This is a genomic window from uncultured Ruegeria sp. (genome assembly GCF_947489545.1).
Lineage (GTDB): Bacteria > Pseudomonadota > Alphaproteobacteria > Rhodobacterales > Rhodobacteraceae > Ruegeria.
In genome coordinates this window covers 81,822-92,126 of record NZ_CANLDZ010000021.1, presented here as the reverse complement: position 1 = coordinate 92,126, position 10,305 = coordinate 81,822, and the positions used below count along the sequence as shown (strand labels likewise).

At 60.1% G+C, this 10,305-nt stretch carries 13 protein-coding genes; all 13 read right to left on the bottom strand.

The features are described from left to right. Window positions 1–433: 433 nt before the first annotated feature. From Q1B13_RS22300 to Q1B13_RS22240, 13 genes are read right to left on the bottom strand one after another with little or no spacing between them, the layout of a single operon-like run. Window positions 434–1,009 (bottom strand): hypothetical protein, encoded by a 576-nt coding sequence (locus tag Q1B13_RS22300; protein ID WP_299084107.1) that lies wholly within the window; start codon window positions 1,007–1,009, stop codon window positions 434–436. Then, window positions 1,009–1,995: a phage tail protein gene (locus Q1B13_RS22295; RefSeq protein ID WP_299084110.1), complete on the bottom strand. Its 987-nt coding sequence runs from the start codon at window positions 1,993–1,995 to the stop codon at window positions 1,009–1,011. The genes Q1B13_RS22300 and Q1B13_RS22295 overlap by 1 nt, the downstream gene beginning before the upstream one ends. A 1-nt stretch (window position 1,996) precedes the next feature. Further along, window positions 1,997–2,626 carry a phage tail protein I gene (locus Q1B13_RS22290; protein WP_299084113.1) on the bottom strand — a complete coding sequence of 210 codons (630 nt, stop codon included), beginning with the start codon at window positions 2,624–2,626 and terminating at the stop codon, window positions 1,997–1,999. Next, entirely contained in the window at window positions 2,619–3,521 is a 903-nt protein-coding gene (locus Q1B13_RS22285) for a baseplate J/gp47 family protein (RefSeq protein ID WP_299084116.1), read from the bottom strand. Before Q1B13_RS22285 ends, Q1B13_RS22290 begins: the two co-directional genes overlap by 8 nt. Continuing rightward, window positions 3,518–3,856 (bottom strand): GPW/gp25 family protein, encoded by a 339-nt coding sequence (locus Q1B13_RS22280; RefSeq protein ID WP_298938140.1) that lies wholly within the window; start codon window positions 3,854–3,856, stop codon window positions 3,518–3,520. The genes Q1B13_RS22285 and Q1B13_RS22280 overlap by 4 nt, the downstream gene beginning before the upstream one ends. Before the next feature lie 54 nt (window positions 3,857–3,910). Further along, window positions 3,911–4,432 carry a phage baseplate assembly protein V gene (locus tag Q1B13_RS22275; protein ID WP_299084118.1) on the bottom strand — a complete coding sequence of 174 codons (522 nt, stop codon included), beginning with the start codon at window positions 4,430–4,432 and terminating at the stop codon, window positions 3,911–3,913. After that, window positions 4,425–4,958: a hypothetical protein gene (locus Q1B13_RS22270; RefSeq protein ID WP_299084120.1), complete on the bottom strand. Its 534-nt coding sequence runs from the start codon at window positions 4,956–4,958 to the stop codon at window positions 4,425–4,427. Before Q1B13_RS22270 ends, Q1B13_RS22275 begins: the two co-directional genes overlap by 8 nt. After that, on the bottom strand, window positions 4,951–5,490 hold the full coding sequence (locus Q1B13_RS22265; RefSeq protein WP_299084123.1) for a phage tail protein: 540 nt from the start codon (window positions 5,488–5,490) through the stop codon (window positions 4,951–4,953). Before Q1B13_RS22265 ends, Q1B13_RS22270 begins: the two co-directional genes overlap by 8 nt. Next, window positions 5,477–5,812, bottom strand: coding sequence for a head-tail joining protein (locus tag Q1B13_RS22260; RefSeq protein ID WP_298938132.1), 336 nt, complete (start codon window positions 5,810–5,812; stop codon window positions 5,477–5,479). Before Q1B13_RS22260 ends, Q1B13_RS22265 begins: the two co-directional genes overlap by 14 nt. Before the next feature lie 4 nt (window positions 5,813–5,816). Beyond that, complete coding sequence (locus tag Q1B13_RS22255) at window positions 5,817–6,095, bottom strand: Rho termination factor N-terminal domain-containing protein (protein ID WP_298938131.1); 279 nt, start codon at window positions 6,093–6,095, stop codon at window positions 5,817–5,819. A gap of 58 nt (window positions 6,096–6,153) precedes the next feature. Then, window positions 6,154–8,166, bottom strand: coding sequence for a phage major capsid protein (locus tag Q1B13_RS22250; protein WP_299084127.1), 2,013 nt, complete (start codon window positions 8,164–8,166; stop codon window positions 6,154–6,156). Continuing rightward, window positions 8,141–9,763, bottom strand: a complete 1,623-nt coding sequence (locus Q1B13_RS22245) for a phage portal protein (protein ID WP_299084130.1) — start codon at window positions 9,761–9,763, stop codon at window positions 8,141–8,143. Before Q1B13_RS22245 ends, Q1B13_RS22250 begins: the two co-directional genes overlap by 26 nt. Then, entirely contained in the window at window positions 9,763–10,302 is a 540-nt protein-coding gene (locus Q1B13_RS22240; RefSeq protein ID WP_299084133.1) for a hypothetical protein, read from the bottom strand. Before Q1B13_RS22240 ends, Q1B13_RS22245 begins: the two co-directional genes overlap by 1 nt. Window positions 10,303–10,305 lie beyond the last annotated feature (3 nt).

Genomic DNA, 10,305 nt, shown 5'->3' with positions numbered 1-10,305 from the left:
GTTCTGGAGAGTTTTGTCGCTTTGATTTTTGCTGTCTGATTACCCGCGAATACGCCCAGCCAATTCGTCCCGCATCCAACACTGGATCCAGATCACCGAATTGAAAAATACCGGAATTCTATTTTTGAATAGACATCGGCTATCGTGACGCCTGCACTTGTCAGACATTCACTTTGTCAACACGGGCCAACCAAACAGCCGATCAGTCGCAGCGAAAGCTCGTCAGGTCCCGCTCATCCGCCACTTGCCACGTGGTGTTGAATGTCCGGTTCTCGCGGTTTGCGACTTGCTGCACGAACGAAACTCAAAACGAAGATAAACATCTGGTCAGGGCTATACCTTCAATCGGCGCGCGCGGCAGGGAACGACGGCAAGGGCACAGCCATTCCCAATATCGCGACGGATGCCAATGGCCGGCTGACATGTTTGCTTGTCATGACTGGCCTCCCCCTAGTGCATCAACCGCCGCATGCACCTCGGCGTAGAACGCCTCCAGTGCGGCTTGCAGGGCGTCATGGGTGGCTGTGGCCTTGAGGGCGGCGCGACCCGAAGCGCGAAGGGCACCGGCCTGACCGATATGGCCATGGAATGCGATGTCTTTGACGATGATCTTTTGGGCCAGTTCATCTGGCGTTCTGCCGCCGCCTGCCGCCTCCGTTTCAATAAGCGCGGTTTGGGCGGCCGATGCTGTTCCGTCGAGATAGGCTTGCGCGGCCTCCGCCTTCACCAGCCATGTGTCGCGCTCTTCCGGCGTGGCGTGTTCGATCAGCAGGCTCAGGTAAGTGGCATGAGCAGTATCAACCGCTCGGAGGGCCTCTGCCTTGCGGGTCTCGACATCCGGCCCGACAAATGGCGCAATCATGTTCGGATCAAGCGCCGCCGCGACTTCGGCAGCAAGCGCAGTTTCTTCCGGGTCGTTGTAGCTGAACGGTATCCAGCCAAAATCGGGATGCTCAATCTCGACCTCGACGGCCCCGGTTTCGGTGTATTTTGGATTGCGGGTTTTCATTATGCGATCCTCTGGAACATGGTGGCACGAACATGATTGCTATTGCCGATCCGAACGGACCCCAGGGTGCGCCACGTTCCAGTCAGGGCGGGTTCCGCGCTCCAGGACTGGCGCAGAACAAGATTGGAAAAGCCAATGGATGTATTGTCACTGGGGGTCTGGGCGGCATAAAACCCACACGGGCGAAGGGACGCACCGGAAACAACCGAGCCACTACCATTGTAATTGTATAAAAGGTTACCGCCGTTGTGGACGGCAAAGACCATAGATCCGATTTCGGCGTTCTTACGCACCACCGCTTGATTCAGTGTTCGCGATGGCGTCATCACCTTGGCATTGCTGGTTCCAGCCTCAGCCTCGGCCGCAGAGGCAATATCAACAGAAAGCGTGCGATCTGCGTGCAAACCACCGCCACCGCTCAGGCCGTCTCCCGCGATGACTTTGCGTGATGTCCGAACAAAGGCCGAAGCATTCAGGCCGTCCAGCTTGTCGGCGTCCAATCCAGACCCGTGACCATGCACCGTGAGCAGCTTCGCAAGGATGTCTTCCGGGGTGTAAGTATCTGCCGACACGAACGCCGTGCTGGCATCGATCTGGATGATCAGGTTCTCAAGGTCCGAGAACACCACGTTGATACGCAGGTGCGCGGATACGGTGGTCAGCGGCTTGTTCACCGGAGGGTTATAATGGGCGACGGCGATCATGTCGCCTTCAGTGTCAAACAGCCCAGCCTCGCGGATCACAAATGGCCCCTCATCCTCGGCCAGCAGCACCTCAAAGAAGGCCGTATTCAGCGCACCGGCGGTGACGCCCCGCGCCGCTACCGGCTTGCGGCCTTGTTCACTTTCCAGTGCGGTCTCACCGCCTGCCGGAATACGGGTGCCATCGCCCCAGGCGATTGCAGTGATGCTGAGCGGCGTACCATCGGCCAGCGCCGCCGCTTCCTTGTTGCGCCCCACATTGGTGAGCATTGCATAAGACGCCATTTCAGCCTCCGATTTCCACGCGCAGGTGGGTATGTGCCACCACCGCATATCCAGATTGCGCCGTCAGAACCGGCGCTGGCGGTAGGTGCGCCGCCGCCTCGGCTCTGATGGCAGTGTGTTGGAAGGCCCCGACATAGGCAGGGGCATCGATGGAGAGGTTCAGCGCCACGTCAAAATGTGAGCGCACGGGCTTCACGTTCTCGATCACCCCCACGATCTCGGCCAAGATGTCCGGGCTGATCTCGATGCCTATCGCGTGTGAGCCAAGCACATCGACCGCAATGCGAAATGTGTGAGGTGTGCCGCCATGCTCGAACCATTCCGAGATATCGATAGCGTAGCCCAGTGTCTCCAGCGCCCGACGCACCGCTCCGATTGTGCCCTTGACGCGGTGGATCGTGGCACTGGCCATGATGGTCTCGCGCTTGATATCGTCCGGCCAATCGCTCCGCCAATCGTCCACCGAGAAAGCCCAGGCGAGCCAGGGCAGGGTATGGGACGGACAAGTGCGCGGGTCCCAAAGCGTGTAGAACGGGTTGGGTGTATCAGCGAGCCCAATGGCTGGCGCGATTTCAAGCGCCCGCTCTTGCGGGGTGGTATTCGGGGGCAGAAGGGCCCTGGGGTCAGACATCACGCCCTCCCACCGTTAGGGTGATGCCCGTGCAATACGCCGCCTGATGATCATCCACCTCAATGTGGGCGGCGGGTTGGATCAGAGCGACATTCTGGACCCCAGTCTGGTGGAGAGCTGCATGCACCCCCGAAATCGTAATGTCATGACCGAGCCGGTGGTGTTCGACTACGTAGGCATCAATGGCCTCTTGTGCCTCTGCCACCACAAGGCTTTCGTCCGGCCCGTTGTAAAGGGTCAGGATGGCCTCGACCTCGTAAGGCAGGATGGTGGCAGCCTGTACAGTCACCTGGTCGGTGAGCGGGCGCACATCCTCATCATTGAGGGTGCTGCTGACGGTATCGATCAATGCGGCATCCGAGGAGCCATCGTCCAAGCGAGAGAGCACGGTCACCACGACCTCGCCAGGCGCAGGGCTGGCGACGCTAACATCCTTGACACCGGGTGAGGCTGAGAGCCCCCAGAAGATATAGGAGCCGCGCGGCCCTGCGGTGCTGAACCCTTCGAGTGCGAGCTGCGTGCGGGTGCGTAGCCGGGTGTCGTCTTCCAGCACCTCGGGAGCGGGTGGTATCGCATCCGGGTCGGCGTCCTGGATCACTTGCCGGGTCACCCCAAGAAGGGCCGCAAGCTGATCGAGCGCGGGGCCGGTTGCATAGGCCAGCATGTTGCCTCTGGCCGCCTCATTGATCTCCTGGCGAAGGATCAGGAGCCGATATGCAAAAGCCTCACAGAGCTTGGTTGCAAGCTCGCTTTCCAGGGCAAGCGCGGCCTCCAGCTCAGGTGCGCGCGCCAGCACCTCGGCTTTGATCTCTGCCAGGAGCGTCTCGAAATCCTTCTCCGGGATCGCAGGCACAAAGGGCAGCTTGTCCAGATTAATGGCCGTGAACGCACTCATAGCACCTCTATCCCCTCGATCCTTATCTCCCGACCCTCCGGCAAGTAGCGCCCGACCAGATCGATGATGATGTGGCCGGGTGTGTGGCTGCGCAGGGCGATGTCCTCGACCTCGATGCGGGGCTCCCACGTCATGAGCGCCTCCGCAGTCGCCGCGATGATTGCGAGCTTGGTGGCCGAGGAGTACGGGGCATCGATCAACTCAAAGAGCCGAGACCCATAGTCACGACGCATGACCCGAGACCCGATCGGGGTCGTCAGGATGTCCCGGATAGACTGACGGAGATGATCGATACCCCTGAGATTCCGGCCTGTGGTCGCGCTGATGCCATACATGCTGCCACATTGCAGAGCTGGCGCTCTGGTTTCCTCTGGCGGGTCTCCGCAATTCTACTTCGGATCGCCCGTTCGGGATGGTCCTGGCGTGATACCCTTGTGAGTGTGGGTGTCACCGACGTTTGTGCCTTTGTGGTTGAGGCTTCCAGTATTGACCTCGGTCGAACCGCCGGTGTGGGTGATGCCGGATCCGTTAATCGTGAGCGTCGAGCCATTACTGCTGAGCACGATGCTGTCCCCGGTGATGCTGATTGATGATCCACCGATCTTAACCAGATGCTCGCCTGCAGCCCCGGAAGGCGCAGCATTTGCACCACTGAAGAGTGCTCCGAGGATGATTGCATCCCTGGTCAATCCCGACGGAGACAGGCAGAGAACCTGCTCTCCGGCAGACGGTGGGGCCCAGACCGCGATCGCGCTCGAGCGCTCGGTCAACCACGGCAGCCATGCGCTGGTCGCCGCAGGACCAAACGATACCTTTGCGCGGGCGGCACCGGGATCGACGGCGACCACATCAGCAATCATCACCATCTGCGCAACAGCCTTCAGGAGCTCCGATTGGGTGTAATCATTCACCGACGGCCAGCTCCTCGTAGTCGCCCTCGTTGGCGGGACCAATGGTCGGGAACCTCGCGGTCAGAACCCGGCTCGGGGTCACACCTTCGTCGACGAAATAGCTGGTCCCGATGTCGGCGGCGTGAACCCACTCGACCCGCCAGATGTCGAACTTTTCGACCTGCGGGGCGAACTCGTCAGGATCCACTGCAATCACCGAGGCCGCACCCCAGGGAACGCCCAGCCGGTTGCTGTGAACAAATGCCGCGACCGCACCCGCGGCTTTGACGACCTCGCGGCGTGCCTTCGGCGTTCGGTGTCCCATGATGATCCGGGCCTCAAGCCTGACCAGGCAAGGGAACTGGCCGGTATGGGGATCCTTGTCGGGATCGGGCTCAAGCTCCGACATTTGCACGATGATCGCTGGGACCGGTAACTTTTTGCGGTCTTCGTCCTCGGCAGCGACGGTTTTGAAGGTTTTGAACTGAGCAGCGAGCGTGGCAATCACTTTGTCCAGTGCCATGCCCAGGTCAATCGGATCAGCCATCGCCAACTCCCAATATTGTCCGGGCCCTGATCTCGGCGAGGAAATGCTTCAGAAAGATAGAATCCAGATCGACGAACACCTCGTCCTCGAGATAGATCATCATGCGATCAGCAACCGGCAGGCTGGCCTCGCCAATCTGCCAACGCTTTGCCCCGTAGCGCACCATCACCCGCCGCCGACCGTTGATCTTTGCGAAGAACGCGCCGTGGATCATGGTCTCGCCGATCTTGATGCCGCCCGCGACCTTGGTAGCACGACCCTTGAACGCTGATACTGGCAGATCATTGGCCCCGTACCAGAGCTTGAGCGCGTTGCGGCCTTTGCCGACGCGGTATTCCTTGATGCGTCGGCGGAGCGCGGTCGCATTGCGAAGCCCCAGCTCGGATTGCAAGCCCTTCGAAGATATGCGCCGGAGCGTCCCGGCAGTGCGTTTCAGAGCCCGCCCGCGGCTGAGATCGACTTGCTTCGGGGTAGCCGCATACTCATCCGCGATCTTGGCGAGCTGTCCATCATCGAAGTCAAAGGCCAGCATCGTAGATCACATTCGGCTCGGCCAGCATCAGCGCGGCGATCCCGGTACCGTCCAGCTCCGGCTCCTGCATCAGGTCGAAGGCCTTGCCCTCGATCGTGACGACGTCGCCTTTGCGGGCGTTAGCGACATCGATCTCCGGGCAGACAAATCGCGGCATCGGATGGTCGATCTCATACTCGCCGAGAGTTGCAACCTCGTTGGGGTCGTCAAAAATGCCGAGGACCTCTGCCACCATCTCCGCTCCCCGAGTGATGACCGCACTGGTCGCAAACTCGTCGGGTTCGAAGAAGGCGGAGAGGTCCTCCCAATCGGGGTGAGGCATGTCCTTACTCGTCGCCGGCCTCTTCAATGGCTGCGATCAGCTTGGCTTTATTCATGTCGTCAGCACCTTCGATGCCGAGCTCTTTGGCTTCCGCTTTCAGCTCGGCTACGGTCATTTTTCCAAGCTGTTTATCGTCGACGTTGACCGTTGAAAGCTCAGCTTTCCCGCGCTGCAAAAGGTTCTTCGCCAGGGGTTCATCCAGGTCCAGGGTTTTACCCGGCGTGATGATCTTACCGCCGATCGAGACAGCGGACGTGATTTTGATTTTGATCTGTTTGGCCATGTTCTTGCACTCCTAATTGAAAGGTTAGGGGGCGGAACCTACCGCCACCGAGGAATGATTAGGCGGCGTCCCGTCCAATGCAGAAGCTCTCCACGTTATTGACCGAGATATCGACGTCCTGATGCAGGATCACCCGGCGGGTACCTGAACGTCCCTTGGTGTAGGGATCGACCAGGATGTCGAGGGCGCCCCACATCCCGACATTTGCATCCGCAAAGTTGCCGTAGAACACGTCGCCGTTGGTGATCTGATTGGTGATTTCGGCGTTGGTGCCGTTGACCGTGTTGCCTGCTTCCCAGATGGGCGAGCCATTGGTTCCCGCGAACTTCTGGGTGGATTTGCAGTGTCCGCGGAAACGGCTGTTTCCGACATAAGCCATGGAGTCAACATCGGCGTTATCTGCGGAAACCTCGGTCTCCATCTCGACAAGCTCGAGGTAAGTCGGCTGCAGGCCGGCGAACTGGACTGCATTAATCCCCGGCTGGTTGTTGATGCCGAGTGGCATGTTTGCGCCGCCCGTGCCGTAGAACCCAGCAAAGTCAACACCAAGGCCCAGATCACGCGCGAGGCTGGCGCGGAACCGTGCCTCAACGTCCAGAGAGGATTGCATCGCCATGCGGCGCGTGACCTCGCCATAAACACCAATGGTCTTTGGCGACATCGACACCAGACGGCCCTCATAGCCGCCTTCACCTACATCCTCGTCCTCGCCCACCCAGAAGGTGTTGCCGCCGCTGGCCTGACCAGGAATATCGAGGTTGCCGATCAGCCCGCCCATTGGCGTGGCCATCTGCAGGAACACGGAACGATTCCGCAGAAGCTCGATGAAGCTCATCGTCATCAGCGTCGTGTCGACAAAATAGCCGCCGGTGTTTCCGGCAGCGAGCCCGTCCGTGCTGGTATTGAGGGCACGGGTCAGAACGTCCACGGGCACCATCATACCCTGGGCGGTGCGGCCCATGGATTGCTCTGCGGCACGTGAGGCCTCAAACTCGAACGCAGCAGCCTCCTGCGCTGCTCGGTCAGCGGGGTTGAGCATGGCGTTCACGCACCGCAGGAAGCTGAACTGGCGAACCTCGGCGGCGGACATACCGATCTGACCGGGGTTGTCGTCCAGCGGCTGGTTGCCTCCTTCGCCTCGTTCGCCTCCGCCATGCACGTGATCCAACACCATGCGGGTGAATTCTGCGACCGATGTATTGTCGCGGATGGCGGCGGCAACGAGTTGTTGCGCAGAGTATTGCTCGCCGATTTCGAGCAGGTCCGCAGTGCGTTGCTGTTCGGCCTGAGTTCCTTCCTGCACAAGTGCGCGAGTCGCCTCTGCGCTTTCGATGACCTCAAGGACTTCGAGGACATTGCCATTGTCGTCCACGCGGGCGCGGACAAGAGCGCCATTGTGCCGGAGAATACGTTCCATATTGCGCCTTCCTTCGAGTTGTGGGCTTTGCGTTTGAGGTCCAGTATCACCGGGACCCGGTGCCTCTTCCTCTGGCGGGTCTCCCGCGCCACGCCCGACCCCCACAGTGGCATCAGCGGGGACGCTGACCATGGAGATTTCATAAGGCTCCCATTCGGTGATCGTGACCTTGTCGCGCTCGCCCTCGCGCTCCTCTGTTTTGATGGCGCGGACAAAATAGCCGACGGAGACGTGACGGATCACACCGTCAACGATATCCGTCCAGATTTCCTCGGCCCGAGCGGATCGGCCAAAGCGGAGTGTCGCACGCCCCCGACGATCGCTGTCGATCGACGCAGCTTCGACAACGCCGATCTGAATATCCGTGTCGTGGTTCCAGAGCACCGCGGCCCCGTTCTGCAGCCTTGTCTCGAGCATTGCATCGGGCGAGTGGTCGAGGACCTCGTCACCGAACCAGCGCGGTACCGGCTCCTCGGAACTAAATGCGACCTCAACGGTGCGGGCGTCTTCGTCGATGTTTCGCACCGCCGCCTGTCGGCGAAGCGGGGCGCCGCCACGGTTGGCGTTGATCTGCTCGACAGTGATCGCGCGCGTTAACGCTGCGCCCAAAAGGGCAGGGGCCAGGGCGCTATTCGTCATCGTCATCGTCTTCATTGGATGTCTCCTCTGTTTGGCTGCCGCCCGTTTCGGAGGCGGGCGCGACCAGGCCAGTGCCTTTAACCAGCGCAGCCATGATGAATTTCTCGGGGATCCCTGCATCTTCCATCGCGCGGATGTCGGCGGCATAGGTCCGCCAGACGGTTTCCGGATCGCGGCCCTGTTTGCGAATAATCTCTGACGGCGAGGTCAGCATGTTGTCCTTGGCCGCAACTTCGGCTTCGATGTCTTTCTTTGGATCAACCCATGCCCAGCGACGGCCCTGCCAGTGAACATTCTCGTAGCGTGCGACGTTCTCAGGACGGAGCCGGATCCCACCATGCACGACCAGCCCGCGTAGAAGCGATTGCCGCAGAGCTCCTTGATAGATCCGGTCGATCAGCATCTCGACCAACCACTCCTGAAGGTCCATCCAATGATCACGTTCGTCGAGCACACCCTGACGGATGGAGCTAAAACTTACACCCTCGAGGTCGTTGGCGAAGCTGACGTAGGCAACACCCATGCCAGCACCCGCACCGCGGAGCATGGCTTTGTGGAAGGGTCCGAACTCCCCGGTTGGGTATTGAGACTTGAACTCCTTGACCTCGGCACCGGGCGGGAGTTCTTGGAACACTCCGCCCTCGGCCTCGATGTAGAGCTCCTCGTCCTCGAGCTCTTCGTCGTCAGGCTCCGGCCCGTAGCCCTCTTTCCACTCGAAAAAGCCACCCACTGACGCACCAGTGCGGGCGCTGGATAGCGCCGCTTTCTCGAAACCGCCGAGCATATGCAAGCGCCAGAGCGAGGTGGCGGCCCATGGCAGGCCGCGGCGCTGCCCCTCAATGTCTTCGAGAAACCCGTGAATAATTTCTCTGGCAGGAACCCGATCAAGGCTGGCGCCATTGAAAGTGTAGCCCGTGCTGGCCGGATCCCCGCGCAGGAAGAAGTAGGCCAGAGCCCGTCCTTCGCGACTGAATTCGATGCCTTGGCGAATGAACCGACCGTCTGGTAACCGTTCGACGTTGTAGTCGACAGGACAACGTTGGGGGTCGATGGTTTGAAGGGCATAGCCCATTGGACCAGCGGCGCGTCCGGTGACCTCGCGGATCATGAACTCCCCGTCTTTGGCCGCTGTGCGAACAACCGATTTGCATTGCAGGCGGAAACTGCGACGCCCTTTGATATCGCTGTTTTCAGCACGCTGCCATTTCTTCCACCAGGCTTCGAGGGCTTCGTTGGCCGAGCGATCCAACTCACCATTCTGTAAACGGGCTTGTGCTTGAAGCGCAAAGCCCCGATGCCCGACTATGTTTTGGGCGGTGAGGCGCAAGAAGTTGCGCATGTAGTCGTTCTTTTGCGCCTCCTCGCGGGAGCGTGCGACAAGAATACGCTGGTTACGATCGATCACCTGGTCAACAGTCAGGGGTGTTGTCGTCCAGTTGGCAGTCAATCGATTGGTGATTGCAGCATCGAACGACCGGTTTCCAGTCGGTGGGCGGCTTGGCCCAGAGCGGCGACGCACCTTGGGAACCGAGCTCTCCCGTGCTTCGAATTCAACGGGCGGCTCCTTGCGGGCGGCGTCCACTGCATGACGTGTTTTCCCAAAGCCAAACATCAGCGTCCAAACCTCACTTTGACTTTGCGGCGAACCAGCTTGTTGTGGCGCCCGCCTGACTTCTCTTTGGCGACCTCGGCCCGATATTTCTCGCGCAGCATCAGCAAGTCTGAGATTGCAGTCCGCACCAATGTGCGTCCGTTGATCGTATAGCTCTGCTGATCTTTATTCGCCCTGCCTTCAATCACAGCCTCGATTGCGGTGAGCGTTCGCTGGGCATGGCCGCGCGGGTCATGCGCGACGTCAATGCTGACCAGATCTGCCGCGATCGTAGTTTGCCCGGCCTCGATCTCATGGACGTTATCACCAAAACTGGCTCGAATGGAAACCGCATAGAGGCCCGGCTCCCACGTACCGGTCACTGTGGTGGGGACGGTGAAAACATGGCCGGTACCGGATGCCGCAGCGGTAAGGTCGATCGATGCAGGGCCGCGCAAGATGGCTGTGAGCTCCCAACCAGGGGCGGGGTACTTGTCGCAGATCACCTCGCATTGCAGGCTTAGACCTGCGGTGATCGATGTCGGAAAATTCTGAAGCAAGCC

Excerpts from the sequence above, each read along its gene's own strand:
- Q1B13_RS22300 (WP_299084107.1), bottom strand. The coding sequence starts at position 1,009 with ATGAAAACCCGCAATCCAAAATACACCGAAACCGGGGCCGTCGAGGTC.
- Q1B13_RS22295 (WP_299084110.1), bottom strand. The coding sequence starts at position 1,995 with ATGGCGTCTTATGCAATGCTCACCAATGTGGGGCGCAACAAGGAAGCG.
- Q1B13_RS22290 (WP_299084113.1), bottom strand. The coding sequence starts at position 2,626 with ATGTCTGACCCCAGGGCCCTTCTGCCCCCGAATACCACCCCGCAAGAG.
- Q1B13_RS22285 (WP_299084116.1), bottom strand. The coding sequence starts at position 3,521 with ATGAGTGCGTTCACGGCCATTAATCTGGACAAGCTGCCCTTTGTGCCT.
- Q1B13_RS22280 (WP_298938140.1), bottom strand. The coding sequence starts at position 3,856 with ATGTATGGCATCAGCGCGACCACAGGCCGGAATCTCAGGGGTATCGAT.
- Q1B13_RS22270 (WP_299084120.1), bottom strand. The coding sequence starts at position 4,958 with ATGGCTGATCCGATTGACCTGGGCATGGCACTGGACAAAGTGATTGCC.
- Q1B13_RS22265 (WP_299084123.1), bottom strand. The coding sequence starts at position 5,490 with ATGCTGGCCTTTGACTTCGATGATGGACAGCTCGCCAAGATCGCGGAT.
- Q1B13_RS22260 (WP_298938132.1), bottom strand. The coding sequence starts at position 5,812 with ATGCCTCACCCCGATTGGGAGGACCTCTCCGCCTTCTTCGAACCCGAC.
- Q1B13_RS22255 (WP_298938131.1), bottom strand. The coding sequence starts at position 6,095 with ATGGCCAAACAGATCAAAATCAAAATCACGTCCGCTGTCTCGATCGGC.
- Q1B13_RS22250 (WP_299084127.1), bottom strand. The coding sequence starts at position 8,166 with ATGAAGACGATGACGATGACGAATAGCGCCCTGGCCCCTGCCCTTTTG.
- Q1B13_RS22245 (WP_299084130.1), bottom strand. The coding sequence starts at position 9,763 with ATGTTTGGCTTTGGGAAAACACGTCATGCAGTGGACGCCGCCCGCAAG.